The sequence below is a fragment of the Desulfogranum marinum genome (assembly GCF_963675105.2).
GTDB lineage: Bacteria > Desulfobacterota > Desulfobulbia > Desulfobulbales > Desulfobulbaceae > Desulfogranum > Desulfogranum marinum.
This window is the reverse complement of sequence record NZ_CAXXRO010000005.1, coordinates 364725-388922: the sequence shown is the minus strand read 5'-3', so window position 1 is coordinate 388922 and position 24198 is coordinate 364725. Positions and strand designations below refer to the sequence as shown.

Below are 24198 nucleotides of genomic sequence, written 5' to 3'. Positions count from 1 at the left end.
ATGAACTATTTCATAGATTCATTGTTATCCAGGTTAAAAAGAGCCCTGACCACGGTAATTCTTTCAGTCTGATTTACGCAATGATGGTCTGTCTTGAGGTACTGCAAAGGGTGATGCATAAGTTTCTTGGCTATGGCCGATGCCATTTTTTCCATTGAACGTTTGTCACTTTCTGTGAGCCCGTTTATACGGTTAACAGTTTTTTGATACTCTCCCATAACGACCTCGTCCACCATCTTACGTAGTTCAATGATAGTCGGTGTCGTGACGAGATTTTCAAGCCATTTGGTGAACTTGAGTTTTTCCTCGGCAACAATCCGCTCAGCCTTGACAGCCTCCCTATCTCTTTCACTCTTGTTCATTTCTACGACATTATTCAAATCGTCAATATCGTAAAGGTAGACATTATCCAACTCGTTTATGCCGGCATCCAGATCTCTGGGGACTGCAATATCGATAAAAAAGAGCGGCCTGTTACGGCGCTCCCGCATGACACCACGAACGTCATCTTTGTTGAGAATAACCTCTGTTGCTCCGGTGGAACTGATGACAATATCAACTTGCTCAAGCTGGCCAAGGACTTCTTCGAGTGCAACGGCATAGCCATTAAAACAGCGAGCAAGGGTCACTGCCCGTTGTAATGTTCGATTGGCAACCACCACCTCAGCAACGCCCTGCCCCACCAAATTCTCTGCCGCAAGCTCTGCCATCTCGCCGGCCCCGATGAGCAGCACTTTTTTGTCGTGCAAGTCGCCGAATATTTTTTTAGCCAGCTCAACCGCAGCATAACTAATCGAGACGGCACTGGCGCCTATGCCGGTTTCCGTCCGCACCCGTTTTGCTGTTGAAAAAGCCTTGTGGAGCAGTTTGTTCAACACAAATCCAGAGCTTTTATGATCTGAAGCATACCGATAAGCCTCTTTCAACTGGCCTAAAATCTGTGCCTCTCCGACAATCATTGAATCGAGACTGGCCGCAACCATGAAAAGATGCTCCACAGCAGCTTCGTCCTGGTACTGATAGACATATTTTTCAAGGTCATCGCCGGTAGCCGCATCAGCAAAAAGCATTTCGAGCACCCCGTTACTGCACTCTGTCGGCTCCCGACAGGTGAACAACACCTCCACTCGATTGCAGGTGGAAAGCAGGTAGCATTCTTTAATGCCATCCAGCTTACTCAACACTTCCAGAGAATGATCATAACCCCCTGAAATGGCAAGTTTTTCTCTTATGGCCAGCGGTGTGGTTTTATGATTGACCCCCAGCAAAACAATAGTATCACGAGGCATAAGTATGAACCCCTTTCAAAAGAAAGGACACCCCCCACAAGGTAAACATGGCTGAAACAAAGGCTATAATACTGATGACGGCAATCCGTCGGCCGCGCCATCCAACTGTAAAACGCTGATGCATGACCCCGGCGTAGAGGAACCAGGTAATGAGCGACCACGTCTCTTTGGGATCCCAGTGCCAATATGCACCCCAAGCTTGCTTGGCCCAAAGTACACCGGTTACCAACCCTAAGGTAAGCAAGGTGAAGCCAACACTGAGGCAATGGTGGTTGAGTTTATCCAGTGCCTCCAAAGAAGGAAGACGGGAATAAAAAAGGCCGAAGCGTTTCTGCTTAATTTCTCTTTCCTGGAGCAGATACATAATACTACCGAGAAAGGACAGAGCAAGAAAAGCATAAGCAACCAGGGAAATGGATGCGTGAACAGGTAGCCACCAAGATTGATAGACAGGAGCAAGGGGAATAATGTGCCGGGAAGAAAATGCAGCGACCAACATTAAGACAACCACTAGAGTACTAACGAAGGTGCCGAGATTTTTCACGGTATAACGCCAGCGAAAGGAGAGATAACTCCATGCCGTTGCCCAAGCGAAAAAAGATATGGTTTCGTGATGACTGGTTATGGGCGTATGCCCAGCCTCAATATATCTGAAAAGAATATTAAGGGTATGAAGAACAGCAGCAATAAAAAAGAGCCACCGGGCAACTTTCCGAAATTTTTTTTTCTCTGAGAGAAAGAAAAAAAGATACGTAGCTGCAGATAACAGATAGATAATACAACTGACTTGAAAAAGTAGAAAACTCATAGACGGTTCTCTCTGATGTCCTTCCAGTCAACCTCAACGGTTGTCCCCAGGACGTTATTTATATGCTCTTCAACCAATTCCCATTGGTCGTTTTTTATCCAGCCGATTATATCCTGATGAAGAATTTTCTGGAATAGAATTCTTTTTTGCTGCTGCCCTTCATCTCCGGCTAAAATTTGACTCCGAATAGCGGCAACAAGATTAAGTAGAACCCCGTACTCTTCTCCAATGGTATGTTCCAGTTGTTTTCTCACCATGGCCGACATGGCTGGGCTTTTGCCGTTTGTTGAGATAGCAAGGGTAAGATCTCCCCTGTGGATAGAAGCTGGAACATGAAAGCTGGACCCTTCGGGATCATCAGCTATATTGATGAGCTGATTTGCAGCGTTGGCATCTCGTTGAATACGTTTCTGCACGGCTCGACTTGAAGTGGCGGCATAGACGAGAAAGGCACCATTTAAATCTTCCGGCTCATATTCTTTCCTCAGCCAGACGACCTTGTCCCCTGAAGCCATTCTTTGAAGTTTGGGACTAAGTGCAGGGCTTACAAGTCGAACCTTGCCTTGTTGGATAAGAATCTCTCGAACTTTGCGTTCAGCCACCCCACCGCCGCCGATGACCACACAAAGCTTATCTTTTAACTGCAGACAAACAGGATACACGTTTTTTTTAAGGCTCAGATTTTAAAAAGGTCCAGACAGCAGGCTACTCTTGGTGCCGACACTAGTGAGGTTAACTTATTTCCTTAATAAACGGGCAAGCAGGATAACTTTATCACCTTCCAGACTTTTCAATGTTCGCTTGACTACACTAATTCTAAAATCCTGCTGCGCCAGTTCAAAAAATGGGGCTATATTGCGACGGCCGGCATCATGAGAGAGCACGATAACACCGCCGGGGCGTAACGCAGTTTTAAAAATGTGAATAAGCGGCTCAAAAAACTCATCGCGATACAGAATTTCTGAACCGGCAATCACATCATACTGCCCTATATCTGATGGCTTGAACCAATCAAGAAATTCGAACCGTACTCCTGATAAATTGCTTGCCGCAGCATTTATTCGCTGAAATTGCTGAATGCGCTCTTCAAAATCAGTGAGAGTTACCTCATACCCTGCTGCTGCGGCAACGAGTCCGCTAGCTCCCAACCCTGCACCAAGTTCCAGCAAGCTCGTGCCGGGTTGAGGCTTTTGTCCTGCAAAATAATTTGCAAGAACGATGGCAGCCTCCCACAAACGTATCCACAGGGGAAAGGCGGAAACATCCTTCAAAGGGTCTTTCCCCTCTAGAATCTGTTCCAGATCTGTACACTTCAGAAGATTGAGACGATAATCCTGCACCTTGAGCGGTTCAAAAGCAAGTTTTAGTTGTTTTCTCAGTGAGGTATAGAGGGCCAGCTCTTCAGCCGGCAAGGTTTGTGGGTCCATAAAATTCACAATTACCAATCAGGTAGAAATATTTTTTGCTCAAACAAATTTTACTGCAGGGCATACCAGCTAAACCCTACAAACGAAAGACAGAGACAGTAATAACCAAACCAGTGCAACTGTCCCCTACGCACAAATCGCATTAACAATATAATAGCAAAATATCCAGAAACAAGAGAAGCTGCCGTCCCAACCATGACATGCCACATCTCACTGCTACTTGGCGGTGCTGCGATAAGCTCACTTATCTGCAATACAGCAGCCCCGAGGATAGCCGGAATAGACATGATAAAAGAAAACCTGGCGGCTGTCTCCCGATGAACCCCCAGTGCCATTCCGGTGAAGATGGTGGAACCACTTCGCGACAACCCCGGCAAAATCGCCATGGCCTGGGCTACGCCCATCCACAAGGCTCTTGTTCCGTTTATCTGTCCTTTTTGTTTTTTCAGTTTTGTCGTTAACAACATGATGCATCCGGTAACCGCAAGCATCGTAAATGTCACAAGAATATTGCTAAAAAAGTGCTCAATGGAATCTTTGAGAAACAAACCGACAAAAACGGCAGGAAGGGTTGCAAGGATGATATATATATTCCACAAAAATGACCGCTGCAGTTCCGCGTCATCCTTACGCTGGGATGGCGTGGAAAAAAGCGAACGCACCATATGCAGTAAATCTTTGCGAAAGGCTATCACCACGGCTAGCAGTGTTCCTACATGGAGAAAGACCTCAAAGGCAATACCAGGATCGTTGAAATTCAATAATTCCGACCCTATCACAAGATGGCCGGAACTTGAAACAGGTAAAAATTCTGTGAGCCCTTGGATGATCCCAAGGAGGATGGCTTTAAAAAATTCCATAGCAGGGTCAGCATAAAAAAAGAGCGGGGCGGTGAAGCACCGGCCCGCTCTAAAAAAAATGGAAAGAGTCTACTAGCAGCCTTCGATAGCTTTCTTTTTCTTGGCTTTTACAGAGACGTTGTCGCCTACTTTCAATGTATCAGCGTTTTTACAGGTCATGGTGACCGTATCGCCTTCAATTGCGCTGACCTCACAGGTAACCTTGGCAGCCAAAACAACACTGGCACTCATCACAAAAGCAGCAACCACTACAGCGGAAATAACCTTTTTCATCATATCCTCCTTTAATTAATTGGAACTTAACTCAACATCTTTACTGCAATCTTTGTAGCGAAAGGTAAGGGAAAACACACCAGTTGTCAACAACAAACCCAAGCAAATTCTTCAGGCAGAAACGTTTAAAGAATTGATTTAATATCCTTTTCCAATAGGCCGCGAGGTATGTACCCTGGATATTTTTTGACCACATGCCCTGCCTTGTTGATTAAAAAAGAGGTTGGGATACCAATAATCCCTCCAAATTTCCGCGGTGTTGATCTATCTGCCATGAGCACCGGGTAATTTATCTTTGCCTGTTCTACCAGTTCCGCGACAACCCCAGGCCCTTTTTCATCGACGGAAAGCCCGATAACGGAAAAGCCTTGCCCTTCAAATTTCTGATGGAGTTCTTTGAGAACCGGTACTTCCTGCCGACAGGGAGCACACCAGGTTGCAAAAAAAGTAACCAGTAAAACTTTGCCGGCAAAAGAGGAACTCTCTACAACTTTTCCATCTGTTACTGACGGCAAAGAAAACCGGGGCATATCTACTGCGCCCAAAGTGGTCATGGGCAAGCCGAACAATGCTATACTACAAACCAAACTCAGAACCCGCATCCTCAACCCAACACTCAACATTATTTTCTCCCTGAAGGCCTCCTCTCAACACTATCGACAAGCAGCCTTATTCCAAATAATAAATTTATGACTCTTGTACAGAAGAATGCACTGTACCATAAATTTCAAGGCCAAATGATATCTATCGCAGCTCAAGCTACTCTTTTTTAAAAACTAGAAAACTACCGCAAGATGAAAAGAAACAACGCAATGTACTTCTGATTGGCCAGTATAGGCTGATACTTCCGCAGGATCGAAACCAGGAAAAGTGCTAATCTGTTGTTTGTGAAAAAAGGTACACAGTGCATCCCCGAAAGATAGAACAAATTGCAAATAAGTAATTCAAAACTCGAATATGTCAGTCACTGACGAAACTCTATGACTATGCCCAGAGAGCGTCATGCCTTAATATCAAGAAGAGAGGCTGTCATATCATCGGCAACCTGCAGTGTTTTAAGGTTTGCATTGTAGGAGTGCTGATTGACCATCATTTGCGGCATTTCTTCGCTTAGATCAACATTTGACTTTTCGATGAGAGCCTGTCCCTCGGACGTATCTTCTATGGCATATGCTCCTGGTGTCTCAACCTTTTCGACAATTGTGCTTACTCCTTGCGGACGTTGTTCGGCCTGCAGTACTCGCCCCTTTTTAAATCCGTCTGAGTTCAGATTTGCAACATTATTTGCTGTATTAGCCGTTTGAACGCCCGCTGCGGCCAGGCCGGATAAGGCTGAATGTATTCCGCCGATCATGATTATATCTCCAAAAAATAAAAGGTATTGAATCTTAGCATAAGGATACAAAATCCGGGCCATTTTCTGTAATCTTAAAGTGGAGGCTTTTCTCTCCGAGGTCGTTTTCACCAAAAAATATTGCGCCTTTACCTCCTACCGATTAGATAGTCAGGTAATACAGTTATTCTTTTCGTAATTATTTACCGACTCTGAACACTACCGTTTTTACACACCTCGCCAAAGTCTTACATTCCAGCCAATTCTACCAACAACTACAATCATATATGACTGGGAAAAAATTCGCTCTTTTATTGTTCTTCTTCTGCTGCTGCACACCGTACAACGTACCCGCAGAACTCGTTGACCGAAGTGTAGCTATTGTCAACAATGACATTATCACGCTCTCAGAAGTCAACGAACTAGGTCAGCCTCTCTTTCAAAAAGCTGCCTCTGAGGTTCCGCCTGAGAAATTACAAGAAGTTATGGAGCAGATACGTTCAAGCGTCATCCAAAAACTCATTGATAAAAAATTACTGCTTCAGGAAGCGGGGAAAATGCAAATAACCGTCTCTGAGCAGGAAGTTGAAAATGCTCTGCAACGTATCCTCGTTAACAATAAAATTTCACGCCAACAATTCCTGGAAGAGCTCAAGAGCATGGGCATGACCGAGCCGCTCTATCTAGAAGACCTCAAAGGGCAGATATTACGTTCTAAACTCGTCAACTATGAGGTACGCTCTAAGGTTATCATCCCGGAAGAGAAAATTATTGATTATTACGATTTACATTACACCGAGCAAGTCGGAGCGGGAGGATATTATATACTGCAAATTGGTGTTTCCAAAAATACGCTGGGTGCCGACGGCCGAAAACTCAGTCAAAAGAAGGCAAAAGAAAAAATTACCAAAGTGCATAAACTTGCTCAGCAAGGGGGAAATTTCAAAGAGCTTGCTCAGCAGTATTCAGACCTCCCATCGGCAAAAGATGGAGGAGACCTAGGCATTTTCCAAGAAAAAGAAATGGCACCTTTTATGCGGAATGCTATTGTTGGTCTTAAACCTGGCCAGATAAGCAAAATAGTTGAAACTCCCTCCGGATATCAATTTTTTACTATTTTGTCTAGCCAAGAGGGGCAAATTATCACCAAAGTACCATACGAATCCGTCAAAGAAGAAATACGGGAAAAGCTGTATCAACAGGAGATGGAGTTGTTGTATAAAAGCTGGATTGAAAGTATCCGGAACAAGGCATATATAAAAATATTGTGAACGTTGACCATTGCAGTAGAAAACATGCGCGTAAAAGATAAAAATAATCATCCCACAGAACAGAAAGTCGTCGGCAGCCACCTCAAGCACCTTCGCGAAGAGCAAGGCCTCAGCTATGAAGAGGTCTCGACCGAAACCAAGATTTCCGTGTCCAACCTAAAAGCGATGGAAGCCCATGATTTTGCCAACCTGCCTGCAGACACCTTCACCCGAGGCCTGCTTACTCTATACGGCAATTTTTTAGGCATTGACGGGCAGCTTGCTGCCAACCGTTTCATCAAGGAACGTAATAATGGTAAAAAGCCTGATCGTTTTAACAAAACACTGATGAGCGGTCACTCTCTTGCTCCTAAAAAACTTGCAGAACCCTCCCATATACCTTCTGCAACGGTAGCGGCGTTTCTGTTGGCGCTGATCGCCCTCACCTTTACCGGATTTTGTCTGTATACGTCATGGAATCCGTTTGCATTTTTCACCAACACCACCAAAGATATCACCTCAACAATCATGGCAGCTTTCGACGATTCGCCCCCATCAGTAATCGAAACCATTGAAGGTGACCAAATCCTGCTCAAAGCTCATTTTCTGGACAATGCCTCGGTTGAGGTAAGTATTGATGATCAGCCGACAGTGCATCAGGAATTTATAAAAAATAAAAAGACAGAATGGCGTGCAAGCTCCCGCTTACTCTTACGATTCTCAGAGCCGGCAAGTGCAAAACTGACGTTAAATGGCAAACCATTTCCATTTGATGATGCACATTCAGGCGAATTCCAGCTACAGCTGAAAAAAGGTCTGGAAAAATAATGAATGTCTCCAGTACCCGTTGCCTGGTACTGAAAACAGCTGATCACGGAGAATCAGATAAAATCGTCACCCTTTTCAGTGAAAACCTTGGCAAGGTAACCGGAATCGCCAAAGGCGCCAAGCGCAGTAAAAAACGCTTTGTCAACAAACTGGAACCCTTCTCCAGAATTCTCGTTTCCTATAAACCATCCCGCACAAGTACCCTCCTGTTTATCGCTGAGGCCGAGTTAGAGCACGCGTTTCTCTCCCTTCGCCAGTCTTATCAAAAATATGCAGGAGCCATGTACCTTTGTGAACTCATTCTTCGATTTACAAAAGAAAAAGACCCTGAATGCGGACTTTTTTCTTTGTTAACCTGGGCCTTACACGCTCTTGACCAAGGTGATCGCCCCCTCAAGATAGCAGCACTTTTCCATATCAGGTTACTTGACATTGCCGGGTATAGGCCTGAATTGGAGTGTTGCAGTCAATGTTGCAAGCCCATATCCCCCAAAAACACCTACACCATGCAACCTGGTATAGGTGCCCTCCTCTGCAATCAATGCCGGTCGGGCAACACCATGCTCACGCGGCAGCTCTCTGTGCAGACATTGAAATTTTTAGAAAAAGCGCAAGGCGTTAGCCTCGGACACCTCAGTCGTCTGCAGCTTCCAGACAAAGCCGCCAGAGAAACGCTGTATACTCTCCATGGTTACTCGTGTTCACTGCTGCAACAAGATATCCATTCCTGGAAAAATCTCATGGCAACACTAAAATAGGAGTGTTGGAGAGCTTGCTCTTTTTGCACACCAGCCTCAAGAGTTACGAATCAGCGACAGGAGTTCATCAGCACTGATACGTGCACTCACATCCGCCCCTTCAAGCAACGAATTAGCGAGGTCTCTCTTTTCCTGATGCAGGCGAACAATTTTTTCTTCAATTGTCCCTGAGGTTACCAGACGGTAAACCGTTACCGGCCGTTTCTGACCTATACGATGCGCCCTGTCAGCTGCCTGGTCTTCTACTGCCGGATTCCACCAGGGATCCATATGAATCACATAATCGGCAGCGGTCAAATTCAACCCGAGCCCGCCGGCCTTGAGGCTGATTAAAAACAGATCACCCTCACCGGCTTGAAAACTTTCGACCTGCCGCTGTCTTTCTTTTGCAGGTGTTGTTCCATCCAGATATTTATAGGAAATATTCTGTTCATCCAGAAAAGCACGAATCAGGGCAAGGTGACCGGTAAACTGACTGAATACCAAGGCCTTATGCCTGCCTCCTAAAAGCTCTTCCACCACTTCCTGAAAAACTTTCAGCTTGGTGGAAGGAATTTGAATATTCTCATTAATCAATTTTGGATTACAACACGCCCTTCTCAGCCGCATGATCTCGGCAAGAATACGTAAATGACGTCCGTTTTTCTCTGCACTTCCCTCTATATTTTCGATTGCCTGCTGTCTCAATGCTTCATAAAACTGCAATTCCTCCGGCTGCATCTCAACTCTTAATGTAATCTCGGTTCTTGGGGGCAGTTCATCCAGAACCTGGGATTTAATACGACGCAACATGAATGGACGAATCAATTTTTTAAGGGACCTGCGTGCATCTCGATCATGGTATTTCTCGATCGGAATTCCAAATCGTGAATTAAACTGTTTATAGGTGCCCAACAGTCCACGATTGACAAAGCTAAACAGATTCCACAATTCACCCAAATGATTTTCAATGGGCGTACCAGTGGTAATCAACCTGAACCTGGCATTGAGCCGCATTGCAGCACGTGATCGCTTGGTTGCTGCGTTTTTTATGGCCTGCGCCTCATCAAGCACAACCGATTGCCACTGGACCTTTTCCAAAAGGTCTATTTCCTGTTGCAGCAGAGTGTAACTGGTAATGAGCAAATCAAACTTACCCAGGTTTTCGATGGTATCTTCTCTGTTCTGGCTTAAAAACTGATGAATCTTAAAGGTGGGGGCAAACTTAGTCACTTCTGTTTCCCAGTTCATGCACACAGAAGTAGGAGCAACAACCAATGTCGGCCCTTTGTCAGCAAGACTTAAAATAACGGTTATTGCCTGCAGAGTCTTGCCCAGCCCCATATCATCAGCAAGACATGCGCCGATACCCAGGCTGGCTAAACGGCTCATCCAAGTGAAACCATCCTGCTGATAATCCCGCAGTTCCGCCTTAATGGTTGAAGGAATCTGCGGAATTGCCTCCTGAGAATCTGCAATGGCTTTAAGTTGTCTTTGCCACCCCTCGTCGACGTTTGTTTGCGCCTGCTGGGTAAATTCATCAAGTGCAATTGCAGCAAGGGGATGAACGGCAACTTCATCATCGTCACCAAACTCACTGTTTCCAAACAGAATCAGTTCCTCCAGCCGGTTACGAAATTCTTGGGTTAAAGCCAAAAACTGGCCGTCCCCCATGGGAATAAAGCGACTTTGAGCCTCACTGACCTTTTCCAGTAATGTTTTCAGGCCAATGACCTCGTCCTGATCAATCTGCAGTTGCCCCGAAAGCGCAAACCAATCCTGTTGGCTTGTGCGAATATTAAGGTTCAACTGATTGACACTTATCTGTCGACGGATGGCAATCTTTTCGCCCTCAGGCCACTCAAGGACAACCTTGTCCTTAATTTCCTCCAGCTCAAGCAAAACCTGCAGACACTCCTCAGGGTCAAACAGGTGCCATTCCCGCTTATCTTCCTGCTCCAGATCAATTGCCAGGTCAAGCATTGGGCAACTTTCTTCAATTTCTCTGGCTTTCTCCTCTTCCAGCGACAGATTCCTACGTGTCTGCAATCGCTTGCCGCCAATTTCAGACATCAGATTGGAAACACCAACACCGGGTTTTAAATAGGGTCCTCCTTGAGAAAATGGCCTGACAAACATTTCCAACCTGAAGCCACTGCCATAGGGAATAATATGAATGTGAATCGTTGGGTCACTCTCTACCAACTCGGCCTGCTCTCCTTCACTCACCATCTCTATGGAAGAATGTACGGTCATGAAAGACGCGATATTGCCGATTGCATCAAGAACCTGCTGGCTGGCTTCAAGGGGCACATGCAATCCACTTTTCCCCGTAATTTCGGCAACTTTTCGATGTTCATCCCTGATTTTTATAATACGAAATCGGGTTGGGGTCTCTTTCCAGATGGCAATATTGCCATCGCCTATATCTTGAGAAAAATGAATAAAAAGGGTGTCCCCTTTTTGCTCGACGACAAGCTCTGGTTCCCCGTTTACGAGTTCAACGGGTGTTCGCTGTGCTTGTTCCAAAAAAACATGAGGATGGCCGACCAGCAAGGGCAGAGCCTTGTCTTTGTCGAAATCACACCCTCCATTTCGTCCTGTGACTTCGCCAACTTGGTGTATGGTTTCACACACCTGACGGTCCTGGCTTGTGAGATAGGCAAAGTCTTTAGTGTGCATCAATCGATTTAAGGCAACAGAACGCCCCTTTGTCCAACCACCGGAACTGGTTCGCTTCTGTTCCTTTGGCTGCACAACCAATTCATTAGGTTCATATCGAACAAACCACGCCAGCCTGGTTGTTCGTTCCGGTTCGCCCACCTTTCTCGTTATCTGAATCAACTCCTGCAAGCTTTGTTTCCAGGAATTTTGCGGAGAAATGATATGGGTGAGAAATCGACACTGCAGGTTTGCCGCCAGTTCATCGGCAATTAGTTTTTTCTCGTCCTGCCCGTCACCCACAGTAGCAAGCAGCTCTGCAGTTTCCATTGCCAACCAGTCAAAGGTGTTGAGCCTGGCCTGTTCATAAAGAGCGGAAAGCGAACTTTGAAAGTCAGCCGGTATTTCGACACCGATCCAATACAATGAAAGGACTGCAACCAAAGTTGTCAAGCTCCTCTCTTCAGCTGCAAGTCGATCAGTCAGTGCCATCATGTCCGGCAGGGTCCCTTCCGGAGCACGGATCACTGTTTCAAGAAAACGATACGGCACTTCTTCAGGACAGCCCTGGCAGCGCTGTAATACAGTAGCTACCGCGTTCTGAATAGCCTGTCTATCTCCCTCCTCGTTTCTTGCAAGCAGGGCAAAAATAGAAAATAATCCAGGGAGACCGAAGAAAAAAACGGGATTATCACCTGCATATTCCTGCAGCCGTTGCCGATCCTCTTCAAAAAGACGCAATGCCTCACTGACATCACCACACAAAAAAGTGACACTGCCGGCATATCCTGAACCCTGAAAGGAGTCACCATGCTTTTCAAGCAATGTATTGAGATCAGCAAAACGCCCCTGAAGCAAATAATAATTAGCAAGCAATCGATGAAAGGGTACCATCTCTATGCTGGATACCGACAAGGTTACTTCATTCTCGAGATAGGCAAGAACATCTGGAAAATGCTGCAGGCTTTCCAGGGAATGCCTTACCACCTGCTCTAGTAGGTAAAACTGCAAGGAACCAGGCAAAGTACTGAGCCATTCAGGATCAAAGGCCCGCGCCGTCACGATCACTGCCGGAGGATCTGTCTGCACCTCCTGGCCGCACTCCTGATCAAGAAATGCCAAAGCCTCATCAATCCGATCAAAATCTTCAAGGTACACACCGATACGAAACTGCCTGAGGGCGCGCCAACAACGCGTTGCCCGCTTGCCTGAATGATAGGAAACCGGAGCTTCCTTTTCGATAAAAGCCACAAACCGTTCAAAACGTTTTTCACTTATTGCCGACCGGGTCAGATACTCTGCACTTACCTGCTCACATTGATTTTTATTGTTTAGGTATCCGTTTGCCCGCAAGCTCTTTATGGCGGCACCAACGTCGTCCTTGCCGGGCTTCTTAGCACCTGGAAAGGGACCTCCTACTTTGGCAATACATTTTGTTAAAAAAGTTTTTGAGACAGGCTCATAAATAACTGAGGCTAGTTGCAGCAACAGCTTCTCCAAAAAGGTGAGTTCTGCAAACGAGTTAAGAATATTTTTTCCGTGGTTTGTCACAGGCATGAATTTTACCAATCAGGTGCCCGGAAATGGGCGACAACGATGTTAATACACTTGGGAGTGTAAGATTTGAGCACTAAACAGACTAAAAAAAACACCCCGGCGAAATTGCCAGGGTGCAAATGAAATTATGAAATGGGCAGTGAGAATATGCTAAAGCCACCAGGCTTACGGTATCAATTGGTCGTTGACCCATATTTTTGCATCAGCACGAAGTCTTTCCACCCAACTGGCAACCAAACGGTTCTGCTGGTTTACCAATAATTGCTCAGCGAGCTGTTTTTTCTGGTCAGCTTCCATGGCAGTCGGATCTTGGCGATGTTCAAGGACCTCAAAAACATAGAACATATCACCCACAGCCACAACTTCACTGCTCAATTTTTCGCCTCCTTTGAGGGCAAATGCCGCCTCCACCAACTGCGGAGGGATATCACCATCACCGCCCCCTCTTTTCAGGTATCCTGACTCCAGGCCTTTACCTTCCGGCATCAATTTTCCTGCATCTAGAGCAATTGCGAGAGCTTTGTCTGCAGCTGCATGGGCTAATGTTATACTTTGCTCATGCTTGTAATCACTGACAACCTTATCTTTTACGGTGGCTAAGGGTGGCACTTCCGGCTTTTTGATATCTTTCACATAACCAATGGCATATCCGTCTTCCACTTCAACCAGTGAGCTAAGTTCACCTTTGCTCAACCCAAAGGCAACGTCGAGGAGCGCACCTGCTTTGGCAAGAGAATCCGGTGGCAGCTTACGGGCAAAAAGGTCGGTTGTTTGAACGGCCTTCCCTCCCTGTTCCATATATTTTTCAAGGCTGCCGGCCCGAATAATGTCTTCATACGCGTTGGAGACATTTTGAAATGTCAATCCCCTTACCCGTTGTTTTTTCAACAGCCCTTCAATTTCAGCGCGAACATCTTCCATTTTTTTGGTTATTGCAGGTTGCACATCTTCGACCAAAATCAAGTGATACCCAAAAGAAGTTTCAACCAGATCAGATAAATCGCCGGGCTCCATTGAAAAAACAGCCTCCTCAAATGCAGGCACCATAGAGCCACGTTCGAAAAAACCTAATTCCCCGCCCGACTCCCGACTCGGCCCTTCTGAATATTCCTTGGCAAGGGTTGCAAAATCTCCACCATCTCGCAAAAGCTGAAGAACATGCTCGGCCTTTAACCTTTTTTCTTCTTTAACCTCCGCAGAGTCTGTATCGCTCACCTTAAACAGAATATGACGAGCCCGACGCTTTTCCTTTACGCTATATCTGTCAATATTATCATTATAGAATTGCTGTACCTGCTCATCTTCTAGGGTAACCTTACCCATGTCAGCAGCAAAAGGAAAATAGAGGTACTGCAACGCAATTTGCGGATCAGTTACATAGTCCTGCTGTTTTTTCTCATACCAGGATGCCAACTTATCGGCTTCCACATTCACCTCATCAAGATAGTCACTGCCTTTAAAACTCAAGTAGACAAGTTTAAGCTCGGTCTTGGCAAAATCGATCCAGGCCTGCACGGCTGCAGGCGGTACATCAGCAAAAGAGCCAATAAGTTCCACAACTCTCCCGGTGATCAAATCGCTCTGCAAGCCAGCCTCAAAAGAGGTAGGGGTAAGTCGGTTTTGCCCTAAGACGTCTTTATATCTGCTCATTACAAACTGGCCGTTTTCCTGAAAAACGGGCATATCCTGGATACGACGCTGGGTTTCTTCCCGACTGACAGCAAGGCCGATTTTGTCAGCACTCTGTCGTAACAGTTCGGACTGGATAAGTTGATTAATCACCTGTTTCTTGAGCCCTATCCCTTCAAAAAAACCTTCCGGCACCTGCCCACCAAGCTGTTGCCTATAGGTATCTACAGCTCGGTCATAGCTTTGCTGAAACTCTTGAAAAGGAATTTCTACATCATTGACAACCGCAGCCGCATTCCGATTATTATCAAGGTTGCTCCCCACACCCCAAAAAATAAAGACGACAGCAATCAGTAGCACCAAAGCCTGAATAACAACAGACTGGGCTCTTTTTCGTAAAATATTCAACATGGTACACACACTCCTTCAACAAATCGGACATTTGGTAATTTCCTGGAGAAAGGGCCCATTATGTTCAATTTTCCTGCAACTTACCAGTGAAAAATGCATCCAACCCACGAACAAAAAATGATTGGCCGTTCACTCAAAAAAACCAAGACCTTTGCTTGACAAACGCACACCCCTATAGTAAGAAACTGGTGATTTTTACAATTAGCATTCAACTTCTCACTCATATTAATCACATATTCCAGGAGGAACACATGGCACAAATCGAACACAATGGCACAACCTACGAGGTGGATGAAGACGGCTTCCTGTTGAAAGGCGCTGACGACTGGGATGAAAACTGGATCGATTACGTAAAAGGCGTAGAAGGTATTCCAGAAATCACCGATGAACATCAGAAAGTTATCGACGCCCTTCAAGAGTACTACAAGAAGAACGGCATCGCACCTATGGTTCGTATTCTTTCCAAAACCACCGGTTTTCCTTTGAAGCGAATTTACGAACTGTTCCCTTCAGGACCAGGCAAAGGCGCTTGTAAAATGGCTGGCCTTCCTAAGCCTACCGGTTGTGTATGATATAGATTTACTATAGCATACTGCAGTTATAAAAAAGGGGTTGCTTTTAAAGCAACCCCTTTTTTATTGACTGTAGCGGAACCTGACACACTCTAAAAAGACATCTCCAAAAAATGTGCGTGATACCGGGTGAGGTCCTCACCACATTTACCGCAAAGAAATTTAACGCCGCCAAAGACCTCGGTATCATTTTCTTCAGGGGTAAAAGAACCGTCACCATTTTGCTTGTAACGAGTTGTTACAAGAACATTCTCAGCTATCTCAACAAAATCGGTTTTATTACCGCAGGCATTACAGACAACCCTGCCAGCCGGTTCCCCTGCCGGGATCTGTACTTTTTTTATCATATTATTTCACTTTTGTGGGTCACAGACTTCGTCTGCGTTATATTACAACACTGTTAATCATAAAAAACTACCATCCCAACCCTATCTTTTCTATCAATATCGAACAACAAACGATACTTCACTGCCAACCGGCTGCTCTTGGCGAATAACAACCTCATCCACTCTTGCTGCAGGGGGGCCATGGTGCAGCCAATGCAACATTTCCGCTACATTGTCAGCATTTCCCTCTATAACGGCTTCCACCGTTCCGTCACAACAGTTTCTGACCCACCCCTTTAAGCACAACCGCTCTGCTTCTTTCCGCGTGAAATCTCGAAAAAAAACTCCCTGCACTCGACCATAAACCACAACATGAACACGCTTGCGCCCAATCATTATCTACCCTGCAGATCGCGTATTAACCCGACAAAAGCCTCCTCTGCTAACAAGCCCAGCCCAAGCTTTTGTGCCTTTTCCAGCTTTCCACCTGCCCTCTCGCCGGCGACAACGTCTGTCACTTTGCCGCTTATAGAGGAAACCACTTTACCACCAAGCGATTTAACCAACTGCTTTGCCTCATTTCGTGTCATATGGTTTAAAGAACCGGTAAAAACAAATATCCGTCCATCTAAAGGCCGTGCTGATTTCCCGGCAGCCTGAACAACAACCCCAGCCTGATCAAGCTTAATCAGCAGCTTTGCAAAAGGTTCTGAACGCAAAAATGTAACTAATGATTCAGCTACCTGCGGGCCAACACCTTCAATTGCCATCAATTCGCTTGCCTCGGACTGCACAAGTTCATCAAGCGATTCATAATGACCAGCTATGAGTTCGGCGGTGACTTCGCCAACATAACGAATGCCCAACGCCCTGATAAAGGTATTTAATGGAGGCGCTTTCACCTTGTCTATCGACTGGATCACTCCTTGGGCTGATTTCTCTCCCCAGCCGTCTAAAAGGATCAACTGGTCTTTTTTCAACAAAAAGAAATCTGCAATATCTTCTATCAACCCAGCACTATACAATTGCTCTACATGCTTTTTGCCAAGTCCTTCAATATCCAGCCCGCTTTTCCCTGCAAAATATATCAGCCTCTGAATTTTCTGTGCAGGGCACAAGAGATTAGTGCAACGTATAGCAGCCTCCCCTACACCTTGCTCCAATTGTCCATCACACTCAGGGCACCTCTCAGGAAAGACGATAGCCTCCTCTTTGCCGGTACGATTCTCAACTACAGCCTTAACGACTTCCGGGATCACGTCACCAGCTCGTTGAACCAAAACAGTATCATGAAGACGCAGATCTTTTTTGTTGACTTCGTCCCTATTATGCAAAGTTGCTCGCCGGACAATCGCTCCATCCACTTCCACCGGCTGCAAATGAGCTACCGGGGTAACCACTCCCGTGCGACCTACTTGGAACTCTACCCGTTCTATGATAGTTGAAGCCTGAACAGCTGGGAACTTCCAAGCAACTGCCCACCTGGGCGCCCGCGCTGTATTCCCAAATCTTTGCTGCAAAGAAAAACGATTCACCTTGACCACCATACCGTCAATTTCGTAATCGAGCCCATGACGTTTCCGGACAAGAAGATCAAACTGGCCTCCGACATCATCAACGCTCTTGCAATGACACACCAGTGGACTCACGGCAAAGCCCAGGCTACGCAAGTAGGCCAGCAGGTCGAACTGAGTATTACACTGCACTCCTTCGGTCGTAGCAACACTATAAGCATAAAAATGAAGAGGCCTTTGAGCTGTTACTTTAGGATCAAGCTGCCGAAGGGAGCCTGCCGCAGCATTCCTGGGGTTGGCAAAAAGCGACAAGCCCTCTTCCTTTCGCCGTTGATTGAGCTGCTTAAAACCTTTTTTGGGAAGAAAAACTTCGCCACGGACAATAAGTTGCCGCGGAATAGCGACCTCTCCTGTAGCCAGCAGACGTAACGGGATGGTTGGTACGGTTTTTAACTGTTCTGTGACATCTTCCCCGATTAGGCCGTTACCTCGGGTGGAACCGGTGACCAAGCGGTCATTCTCGTACACCAGCTCAACGGCAAGACCATCTAATTTCGGCTCGGTAATATACTCCAGCACAGTGTCGCCTTTTAGATACCGCTTGAGCTTTTCTTCAAAATCAAGGAGTCCTTGCCTTGAAAAAATATTATCCAAACTCAACATGGGATAAATGTGCTCTGCCGTTTTAAATCCTTTAAGCGGCTTACCCCCTACCCGCTGGGTTGGCGAATCAGCAGTTATACTTTCAGGATATTGCGCCTCCAAATGCAGCAATTCCTGAAAAAGCCTGTCATATTCTCCGTCGCTAATGACTGGGTCATCCAGCACATAGTAGCGATGTCCATGGGCATGCAACTGCTGGCGAAGTTCTTCTATGCGTTTTTTAACATCACTAGTCATAAACGCTACATATCCCCTATAAGTACGCCGCCTTTGGCAATATTATCACGACTTTCTTCATCAATAAAAAGTAATACGGCTTCTTTGGGCTTGTTTGTCACCTCAGAAATAATCTCTGTCACGCCTTTGGCAATTTTCTGTTTCTGCTCTTTGGATAAGCTTCCTGCGACTCTAATATTTACATATGGCATGCTCTACTCCTGCAATACAATTGCACTAAAAAACAATATAGTCTTTTTCCACGCTAAAAATACCCGTAACTCATATCAAAATTTTACTTTTACGTCGATCAGGTTATGATAAAGGCTGCGTAATTTTGTTTTCTAATTTTTCCATGAGCATTTCTAGAAAAGGAATTCACGCACCCCCCAGATACACGTTGAGCCATAATTCAAACAAAATACAAAATCTCACTTACTCTATAGACAGGAAATTAGGGAATGCTGCTAAAAAAAATCCCAAAAAAGAAAAGACTCATTATTTTCATTGGCGTGCTTCTGGTATTGGGTTTTACAGCAACGAGTCTAATCAGCTACTTTGCAGCAGCAGGAACCTTACGCATAGAAATGACTGAGGACATCCTGCCGCTCACCAGTGATAATATTTACTCTGAAATCCAAAAGGATCTGGTACGCCCGGCTTTTATTGCCTCAATGATGGCTTCGGACACATTTCTAAGAGACTGGGTACTCAACGGAGAGAAAGAGAGCAAACAAATCACAAAATACCTTGCCGAGATAAAAGAAAAATATGGCTTGGTCAGCAGTTTTTTCGTCTCTGAATCAACCCGAACCTACTACTATGCAGGCGGAAAACTTAAAACAGTTAACCCAACAGACAGTCGTGACCGCTGGTACTTCAGGGTTCGCAACATGGAGCACCCTTACGAAATTAACGTCGATTCCGACATGGCTGACCGTGATAAACTCACCATTTTCATCAATTACCGTGTAGTAGATTATAACGGTAACTACATTGGGGCTACGGGGTGCGGCCTCACGGTAACAACTGTACAAGCACTGCTCGACAGCTACGCGGATCGTTACCAACGGACTATTTATTTTGTCAACAAACAGGGCCAGGTTACCCTCACAGGCACGAATACACCACCTCCATTTACCACGATTCCCAAGAATATATCACTGCCGGATAACGCCCAAAATACTGCTAGATCGAAAACAAAGGCGATCTCGTACACACGTAACGAAGAAACCTACCTCCTCAACACACGCTTTATCCCGCAACTCGGATTGTATCTCTTTGTTGAACAATCGATCCAGAGACAGATACGGCAGATGCGTAGAATCCTCCTTAACAACCTTGCGGTCAGCATCGTTATTTCCGTCTTGGTACTTTTCGCCATCTCCTCAACCATTACTCTTTACCAAACAAAACTGGAATCAATGGCAACAACTGACAAATTGACACAGCTGCTCAATCGACATGCTTTTGAAATTCTTTTTGATCAGGCTGTGCAAGAGGCAGAACGCGTAAAACGACCGATAACGGCTATCCTTTTTGATATTGATGAATTCAAAAAAATTAATGATCGACACGGCCACCCAGCCGGCGATGCCGTTTTGGTAAGTGTTGCTGCCACGGCTGCGGAAGCTATTCGCAAATCAGACGGCATTTGCAGGTGGGGGGGTGAAGAATTTCTGCTGCTTCTCAAAGACTGCTCCCTTGAACAAGGAGAGCTGCTGGCAGAAAAAATCAGGCAGTCTGTTGCAGAAACAATTATTTATTATGACGGGAAAGCGATCCAAGTAGAAGTAAGCCTTGGCATCGCTGAGTTGCGCAAAGGGGAAAACCAGGAAAATTTATTACACAGAATAGACCAGGCACTTTACCTGGCTAAAGAAAAAGGAAGAAACCGCTTTGAATCTGCTCTTTGAAGCAGACCAGACTCTTGCCCGGATGAAAACAATTGGACACTGAAACCAGAGCTCCCTCCACAGTAGAGGGAGCCTAGCCCCACAGCTAACAATGCTTAATAACCGCTCGCAACTATAAGATCATTTTTTGTCTTTTTGGCATAGGAATTCTTTTCTTTACCTTTCCACTCATACTGCAACCACACACCTTCGGTAGTAGCAGCCTGAAGCGCCTCGTAAATCGGCATTGCCTTTACTTTCAGATCTTCCCCGGCAAGGCTTGGATGAACTAGGAGTTTACCGTCTTTTTCCATAATAAAGGCATAGGGGGTGTACGCATCTGCGGCAAAACTGGACGCTTCTTTTCCGCTGTCTATTGCAGCTACAATCTCATCAACATTCTTGCTGATGGCAGCCTTGTCAGCAGCGAGTACCTGGGTAGAGAAACAAGCGATTGCAACCATTGCCAGCACGAAAAACAGACGTTTCATAATCTCCTCCAACTTGTTATTATACTGGGTCTTTGTCCAACACAAAAACCACCCTTGAGATAACAGCACGGTGGAGGCAAAACCTTATTGCTCTCTCCTTTGCCGTCCACCTCTTCAAGCAAAATATACACCAGGAACCAAAAGAAAATAAAAAATCACCCTAACAACCTATTTTTAAGGAAAATATCCATCAATGCTCCTTTATTTTCGTCCAGTAATAGCCTCTACAAAAGCCTACTTCGTTCTTTTTTGTCGCAAAAAAGATACTCCATTTTTTCCTCTCTCTTGCTTACCCGCTGAAACCCTTTATTTTCCTTAAAAACTCTCAACACCGTAAGTCTCCCAAAAGCGACACACTCAATTCTTTAACAAGCCCAAACCACACCTACGCTGCAAAAAAAGATGGACCTCTTAGTGCTGTTCTGCAGCCTTTTCCGCAGCATGGTCATTATGCTCGTTGCCATGCTCCACATCAGTTCCATGTTTTCCTGAATGGAAGCCTCGAATCAACTCATACCGAGTAAGATGACATTGAAAATCTGTCGCTCGGGAGTGGATAAATTTTCGTTGTAACGAGTTATGCTCCATTGTTTTGCCGGCTGGTACAACCCCAGCCAACAACCACTGTTTACTATCCAGGTACTGTGCTTGCGGATCGTAAAACTCACACACCACTCTGACATTTTTAACGTCCTCTGCCGACACATTGCTGACAACAAACTTCGCCCTTACCCATCTGTTCGGATCCTGTTCAAGATCGTAGCTGCTTAATTGCACATCACCCGCCAACCCAGTCTCACTTTCCTGCCCATACCTATTATCTTTCACAAATACCCCTTTGGGAGTAAGTACGTTCCGTAGCCCAACCAGTCCCCAAAAAAAGACTAGACCAAGAAACAGACACAGAATAACATTTGCCGATTTTTTCATATTCATAACAAGCTCCGCTATGGTAAGTAGAGTTGACATCTTTGCCGAGGTTATACTTTTGACTCCCCCAGAGTTCGAGGCACTTTTCTTTTAACACCAATACCAGTGATTTCTTTAGAACCATAGACCATGCAGCAGGATAGACTCTTTACCAGTGGAAAGATAGAGGAAGATTTCACGTTTAATAAAAACGTAGCCGATGTTTTTGATGACATGGTCAACCGATCCATACCGTTTTACGAAGCAGTGATTGATGCCATTGCCGATTTGCTTGAACTGCGCCTGAAAGATGGCGACACCATCGTGGACCTTGGGTGCTCAACCGGTTCAACTTTGCTTGAACTCAGCAGAAGACTTGCGGGTACATCAATAAACTATATCGGTATTGATAATGCCGACGCCATGCTGGATAAAGCGCGCAGAAAATGTGAACTTTTCTCGAAAGGTGACACCATCTCATTTACCAGCGATGACATCACCACCTGTGACCTTTCCTCAGCCAAGGTCATACTCTGTAATTACACATTGCAATTTCTACGGCCAATGACGAGACAATCTTTTTTGGATCGTCTCTACCATAACCTCCCCCACGGCGGTATACTTATTATAAGTGAAAAAACCATTTCCCACGCCAAGCAGCTCAATCGCGATTTCATTACCCTCTACCACCAATTTAAAAAGACACAAGGCTACTCGGAACTGGAGATTGCCAACAAACGTGAAGCCCTTGAAAATGTCCTGATCCCATTCTCATTCCAGGAAAACCTGCAGTTACTTGAGCGAGCCGGATTTAAAGAAATAGAGATCTTTTTCAAGTGGTTTAACTTCAGTTCTTTTATTGCCATCAAATAATACTATGTCTAACTATTCGCATATTTTCCCCAACGCCGACCACGCCGGATTACATACTTTTCTGCAAGACAAACACAATTGGCTCTCCCAACCGAAAAAAGGCTTCCTTCGCTACCAGGAACCATTAAAAAAAATCAGCCACCTCCGGGCATCAAGCTGCTGCTTCAAAGAAGATATAGTGACCATTGGCACACCGGAAGAACTCAATGCCGACGAGGCTCTCTTGGTATCCAGGACAATGCAAAACCTGATGCCCTGGCGAAAAGGCCCGTTTTCTATTTTTGGTATCGATATAGATGCAGAATGGCGCAGCGAAAAAAAATGGAACCGAATTGCCCCTCAGCTTCCTGAGCTTAAAGGAAAGCTCATCGCAGACATTGGTTGTAACAACGGCTACTATATGTTTCGCATGACAGAGTATAATCCTCGCTTTGTCCTGGGGTTCGAACCATATGTTCATCACTATTATACCTTTCGTACCCTCAATACTTTTGCCAATCAAAAAAACCTTGACGTCGAGTTACTTGGCATAGAACACCTCCCCTTCTTTCCTGATAGTTTTGATGTTATTTTCTGTCTCGGTATTCTCTACCATAGACACTCACCCATTGTATCGTTGCAGGATATGCACAACGCCTTAACTCAAGACGGAACATTAATCATAGAGTCTCAGGCTATCCCTGGAGAAGAATCCCTAGCCCTGTTCCCTGAAAAAACATACGCCAAAGTACCAGGTACTTGGTTTGTGCCCACTGCTTCCTGTCTGAATAACTGGCTGCAAAGAACAGGTTTTAGAGATATATCCCTTTTCTGTCAACACCCCATGAGCTCTCTTGAACAACGCAGAACCAAATGGATGACATTTGAATCATACGAAGATTTTATTGACAAGCAGAACCCTACGCTTACTATAGAGGGGTATCCAGCTCCACACAGAGTTTTTTTCAAGGCAACAAAATAAAAAATAAGCTGTTCTTGGCTGCAAGATATGTATGCAGTCAAAAATATTGTTATTTCGACAACGACTCATATCAAGGTGACAAATGATGAACGCAAATGAGTGTACACTCTACCACGGCGGCCTAAAAGGCGCAGAATCAGCTTTTGGCGAACAAGCCGAAAAATATGGTATCAATGAAGTGATTTTTACTTTTGAAGGACACCGCCTTAACAGGGACCGCAACACAGAGCTTTTAAGTGAAGATGATCTACAACGTGGTAATATCAGTATGGAAATTGCGTCCAGAATGATGAACCGCACCTATTATGAGACCGAAAAAATTCGTAAAGTCCTGCAGGTCATTTTCCACATGGTCAACAAAGGGCATCAAGTATTTGTAATTGGAAGCATTCTGGATGACAACTCCGTAAAAGGTGGCACCGGCTGGGCTGTTGAACTGGCGAAACTTTTCAACCGACCACTGCATGTGTACGACCAAGACAAGAAGCAATGGTTTACCTGGAAAGACAATTCATGGCAGGAAGACACTCCCACCATCACCTATAACACCTTTGTCGGTTCCGGAACCCGCTATCTGAGCGATGACGGACAGGCAGCCATAGACAAACTTTTTTCCGACTCCTACGGCGAATAACTTCTTTCCAATTCTGCTTTCAAAGGGTACTCCTGCCACTTTTGCTTATCGTATTTACTGATTTCCAAGAGGGCAGGAAAA

24 protein-coding genes are annotated in these 24198 nt (G+C 45.3%); 8 read left to right on the top strand and 16 right to left on the bottom strand.

Going from position 1 to position 24198, the window contains the following annotated elements; all coding sequences use genetic code 11:
• Positions 1 to 5: 5 nt before the first annotated feature.
• From hemA to ACHZCY_RS22215, 8 genes are all read right to left on the bottom strand, one after another.
• Positions 6 to 1289: a glutamyl-tRNA reductase gene (hemA, locus tag ACHZCY_RS22250; protein WP_319550446.1), complete on the bottom strand. Its 1284-nt coding sequence runs from the start codon at positions 1287 to 1289 to the stop codon at positions 6 to 8.
• Positions 1279 to 2097, bottom strand: coding sequence for a c-type cytochrome biogenesis protein CcsB (gene ccsB / locus ACHZCY_RS22245; protein WP_205221122.1), 819 nt, complete (start codon positions 2095 to 2097; stop codon positions 1279 to 1281). Before ccsB ends, hemA begins: the two co-directional genes overlap by 11 nt.
• Entirely contained in the window at positions 2094 to 2759 is a 666-nt protein-coding gene (locus ACHZCY_RS22240; RefSeq protein WP_319550445.1) for a precorrin-2 dehydrogenase/sirohydrochlorin ferrochelatase family protein, read from the bottom strand. Before ACHZCY_RS22240 ends, ccsB begins: the two co-directional genes overlap by 4 nt.
• A gap of 75 nt (positions 2760 to 2834) precedes the next feature.
• Positions 2835 to 3524 carry a class I SAM-dependent methyltransferase gene (locus ACHZCY_RS22235; protein ID WP_205221124.1) on the bottom strand — a complete coding sequence of 230 codons (690 nt, stop codon included), beginning with the start codon at positions 3522 to 3524 and terminating at the stop codon, positions 2835 to 2837.
• 50 nt (positions 3525 to 3574) lie between these two features.
• Complete coding sequence (gene uppP / locus ACHZCY_RS22230) at positions 3575 to 4384, bottom strand: undecaprenyl-diphosphatase UppP (RefSeq protein ID WP_319550444.1); 810 nt, start codon at positions 4382 to 4384, stop codon at positions 3575 to 3577.
• A gap of 72 nt (positions 4385 to 4456) precedes the next feature.
• Positions 4457 to 4660, bottom strand: coding sequence for a selenite/tellurite reduction operon protein ExtJ (gene extJ / locus ACHZCY_RS22225; protein WP_319550443.1), 204 nt, complete (start codon positions 4658 to 4660; stop codon positions 4457 to 4459).
• Positions 4661 to 4782: 122 nt separating this feature from the next.
• Positions 4783 to 5280: a TlpA disulfide reductase family protein gene (locus ACHZCY_RS22220; protein WP_319550442.1), complete on the bottom strand. Its 498-nt coding sequence runs from the start codon at positions 5278 to 5280 to the stop codon at positions 4783 to 4785.
• Positions 5281 to 5657: 377 nt separating this feature from the next.
• Positions 5658 to 6011: a flagellar basal body rod C-terminal domain-containing protein gene (locus ACHZCY_RS22215; RefSeq protein ID WP_319550441.1), complete on the bottom strand. Its 354-nt coding sequence runs from the start codon at positions 6009 to 6011 to the stop codon at positions 5658 to 5660.
• Positions 6012 to 6277: 266 nt separating this feature from the next.
• Between ACHZCY_RS22215 and ACHZCY_RS22210 the strand changes: the two genes are divergently transcribed.
• Genes ACHZCY_RS22210 through recO form a run of 3 tightly spaced genes read left to right on the top strand, consistent with a single transcriptional unit; the run spans position 6278 to position 8826 of the window.
• Positions 6278 to 7261: a peptidylprolyl isomerase gene (locus ACHZCY_RS22210; RefSeq protein ID WP_205221128.1), complete on the top strand. Its 984-nt coding sequence runs from the start codon at positions 6278 to 6280 to the stop codon at positions 7259 to 7261.
• 24 nt (positions 7262 to 7285) lie between these two features.
• On the top strand, positions 7286 to 8068 hold the full coding sequence (locus tag ACHZCY_RS22205; protein ID WP_319550440.1) for a helix-turn-helix domain-containing protein: 783 nt from the start codon (positions 7286 to 7288) through the stop codon (positions 8066 to 8068).
• Complete coding sequence (gene recO / locus ACHZCY_RS22200; protein WP_319550439.1) at positions 8068 to 8826, top strand: DNA repair protein RecO; 759 nt, start codon at positions 8068 to 8070, stop codon at positions 8824 to 8826. Before ACHZCY_RS22205 ends, recO begins: the two co-directional genes overlap by 1 nt.
• A gap of 36 nt (positions 8827 to 8862) precedes the next feature.
• On the opposite strand, the gene ACHZCY_RS22195 is transcribed toward recO, so the two are convergent.
• A complete protein-coding gene (locus ACHZCY_RS22195; protein WP_232370860.1) occupies positions 8863 to 13023 on the bottom strand; it encodes a DEAD/DEAH box helicase in 4161 nt (1386 codons plus the stop codon).
• Between the two features lie 165 nt (positions 13024 to 13188).
• Complete coding sequence (locus tag ACHZCY_RS22190; RefSeq protein WP_319550438.1) at positions 13189 to 15063, bottom strand: SurA N-terminal domain-containing protein; 1875 nt, start codon at positions 15061 to 15063, stop codon at positions 13189 to 13191.
• Positions 15064 to 15314: 251 nt separating this feature from the next.
• Between ACHZCY_RS22190 and ACHZCY_RS22185 the strand changes: the two genes are divergently transcribed.
• On the top strand, positions 15315 to 15635 hold the full coding sequence (locus ACHZCY_RS22185) for a TusE/DsrC/DsvC family sulfur relay protein (RefSeq protein WP_205221132.1): 321 nt from the start codon (positions 15315 to 15317) through the stop codon (positions 15633 to 15635).
• A 92-nt stretch (positions 15636 to 15727) separates the two neighbouring features.
• Here the strand turns inward: ACHZCY_RS22185 and ACHZCY_RS22180 are convergent, their stop codons facing one another.
• From ACHZCY_RS22180 to ACHZCY_RS22165, 4 genes are all read right to left on the bottom strand, one after another.
• A complete protein-coding gene (locus ACHZCY_RS22180; RefSeq protein WP_232370861.1) occupies positions 15728 to 15982 on the bottom strand; it encodes a hypothetical protein in 255 nt (84 codons plus the stop codon).
• Between the two features lie 93 nt (positions 15983 to 16075).
• On the bottom strand, positions 16076 to 16357 hold the full coding sequence (locus ACHZCY_RS22175) for an acylphosphatase (RefSeq protein WP_319550437.1): 282 nt from the start codon (positions 16355 to 16357) through the stop codon (positions 16076 to 16078).
• Complete coding sequence (gene ligA / locus ACHZCY_RS22170; RefSeq protein ID WP_319550436.1) at positions 16357 to 18375, bottom strand: NAD-dependent DNA ligase LigA; 2019 nt, start codon at positions 18373 to 18375, stop codon at positions 16357 to 16359. Before ligA ends, ACHZCY_RS22175 begins: the two co-directional genes overlap by 1 nt.
• Before the next feature lie 5 nt (positions 18376 to 18380).
• A complete protein-coding gene (locus tag ACHZCY_RS22165) occupies positions 18381 to 18566 on the bottom strand; it encodes a tautomerase family protein (protein ID WP_205221134.1) in 186 nt (61 codons plus the stop codon).
• A gap of 249 nt (positions 18567 to 18815) precedes the next feature.
• Between ACHZCY_RS22165 and ACHZCY_RS22160 the strand changes: the two genes are divergently transcribed.
• A complete protein-coding gene (locus ACHZCY_RS22160; protein ID WP_205221135.1) occupies positions 18816 to 20270 on the top strand; it encodes a sensor domain-containing diguanylate cyclase in 1455 nt (484 codons plus the stop codon).
• Positions 20271 to 20365: 95 nt separating this feature from the next.
• Here ACHZCY_RS22160 and ACHZCY_RS22155 read toward each other — a convergent pair whose 3' ends face one another.
• A complete protein-coding gene (locus ACHZCY_RS22155; RefSeq protein ID WP_205221136.1) occupies positions 20366 to 20740 on the bottom strand; it encodes a PDC sensor domain-containing protein in 375 nt (124 codons plus the stop codon).
• 411 nt (positions 20741 to 21151) lie between these two features.
• The gene (locus tag ACHZCY_RS22150; RefSeq protein ID WP_205221137.1) at positions 21152 to 21676 is read right to left on the bottom strand and encodes a hypothetical protein; all 525 of its coding nucleotides are present in this window, start codon (positions 21674 to 21676) and stop codon (positions 21152 to 21154) included.
• A gap of 123 nt (positions 21677 to 21799) precedes the next feature.
• Here ACHZCY_RS22150 and cmoA point away from each other — a divergent pair, with 123 nt between their 5' ends.
• The 3 genes from cmoA to ACHZCY_RS22135 all read left to right on the top strand — a co-directional run bounded on the left by cmoA (position 21800) and on the right by ACHZCY_RS22135 (position 24117).
• Complete coding sequence (gene cmoA / locus ACHZCY_RS22145; protein WP_205221138.1) at positions 21800 to 22522, top strand: carboxy-S-adenosyl-L-methionine synthase CmoA; 723 nt, start codon at positions 21800 to 21802, stop codon at positions 22520 to 22522.
• Between the two features lie 4 nt (positions 22523 to 22526).
• Positions 22527 to 23483 carry a tRNA 5-methoxyuridine(34)/uridine 5-oxyacetic acid(34) synthase CmoB gene (gene cmoB / locus ACHZCY_RS22140; protein WP_205221139.1) on the top strand — a complete coding sequence of 319 codons (957 nt, stop codon included), beginning with the start codon at positions 22527 to 22529 and terminating at the stop codon, positions 23481 to 23483.
• An 85-nt stretch (positions 23484 to 23568) separates the two neighbouring features.
• On the top strand, positions 23569 to 24117 hold the full coding sequence (locus ACHZCY_RS22135) for a hypothetical protein (RefSeq protein ID WP_394713464.1): 549 nt from the start codon (positions 23569 to 23571) through the stop codon (positions 24115 to 24117).
• Positions 24118 to 24198: the final 81 nt, after the last annotated feature.

Excerpts from the sequence above, each read along its gene's own strand:
- hemA (WP_319550446.1), bottom strand. The coding sequence starts at position 1,289 with ATGCCTCGTGATACTATTGTTTTGCTGGGGGTCAATCATAAAACCACA.
- ccsB (WP_205221122.1), bottom strand. The coding sequence starts at position 2,097 with ATGAGTTTTCTACTTTTTCAAGTCAGTTGTATTATCTATCTGTTATCT.
- ACHZCY_RS22235 (WP_205221124.1), bottom strand. The coding sequence starts at position 3,524 with ATGGACCCACAAACCTTGCCGGCTGAAGAGCTGGCCCTCTATACCTCA.
- uppP (WP_319550444.1), bottom strand. The coding sequence starts at position 4,384 with ATGGAATTTTTTAAAGCCATCCTCCTTGGGATCATCCAAGGGCTCACA.
- extJ (WP_319550443.1), bottom strand. The coding sequence starts at position 4,660 with ATGATGAAAAAGGTTATTTCCGCTGTAGTGGTTGCTGCTTTTGTGATG.
- ACHZCY_RS22220 (WP_319550442.1), bottom strand. The coding sequence starts at position 5,280 with ATGTTGAGTGTTGGGTTGAGGATGCGGGTTCTGAGTTTGGTTTGTAGT.
- ACHZCY_RS22215 (WP_319550441.1), bottom strand. The coding sequence starts at position 6,011 with ATGATCGGCGGAATACATTCAGCCTTATCCGGCCTGGCCGCAGCGGGC.
- ACHZCY_RS22210 (WP_205221128.1), top strand. The coding sequence starts at position 6,278 with ATGACTGGGAAAAAATTCGCTCTTTTATTGTTCTTCTTCTGCTGCTGC.
- ACHZCY_RS22205 (WP_319550440.1), top strand. The coding sequence starts at position 7,286 with ATGCGCGTAAAAGATAAAAATAATCATCCCACAGAACAGAAAGTCGTC.
- recO (WP_319550439.1), top strand. The coding sequence starts at position 8,068 with ATGAATGTCTCCAGTACCCGTTGCCTGGTACTGAAAACAGCTGATCAC.
- ACHZCY_RS22195 (WP_232370860.1), bottom strand. The coding sequence starts at position 13,023 with ATGCCTGTGACAAACCACGGAAAAAATATTCTTAACTCGTTTGCAGAA.
- ACHZCY_RS22190 (WP_319550438.1), bottom strand. The coding sequence starts at position 15,063 with ATGTTGAATATTTTACGAAAAAGAGCCCAGTCTGTTGTTATTCAGGCT.
- ACHZCY_RS22185 (WP_205221132.1), top strand. The coding sequence starts at position 15,315 with ATGGCACAAATCGAACACAATGGCACAACCTACGAGGTGGATGAAGAC.
- ACHZCY_RS22180 (WP_232370861.1), bottom strand. The coding sequence starts at position 15,982 with ATGATAAAAAAAGTACAGATCCCGGCAGGGGAACCGGCTGGCAGGGTT.
- ACHZCY_RS22175 (WP_319550437.1), bottom strand. The coding sequence starts at position 16,357 with ATGATTGGGCGCAAGCGTGTTCATGTTGTGGTTTATGGTCGAGTGCAG.
- ligA (WP_319550436.1), bottom strand. The coding sequence starts at position 18,375 with ATGACTAGTGATGTTAAAAAACGCATAGAAGAACTTCGCCAGCAGTTG.
- ACHZCY_RS22165 (WP_205221134.1), bottom strand. The coding sequence starts at position 18,566 with ATGCCATATGTAAATATTAGAGTCGCAGGAAGCTTATCCAAAGAGCAG.
- ACHZCY_RS22160 (WP_205221135.1), top strand. The coding sequence starts at position 18,816 with ATGCTGCTAAAAAAAATCCCAAAAAAGAAAAGACTCATTATTTTCATT.
- ACHZCY_RS22155 (WP_205221136.1), bottom strand. The coding sequence starts at position 20,740 with ATGAAACGTCTGTTTTTCGTGCTGGCAATGGTTGCAATCGCTTGTTTC.
- ACHZCY_RS22150 (WP_205221137.1), bottom strand. The coding sequence starts at position 21,676 with ATGAATATGAAAAAATCGGCAAATGTTATTCTGTGTCTGTTTCTTGGT.
- cmoA (WP_205221138.1), top strand. The coding sequence starts at position 21,800 with ATGCAGCAGGATAGACTCTTTACCAGTGGAAAGATAGAGGAAGATTTC.
- cmoB (WP_205221139.1), top strand. The coding sequence starts at position 22,527 with ATGTCTAACTATTCGCATATTTTCCCCAACGCCGACCACGCCGGATTA.
- ACHZCY_RS22135 (WP_394713464.1), top strand. The coding sequence starts at position 23,569 with ATGAACGCAAATGAGTGTACACTCTACCACGGCGGCCTAAAAGGCGCA.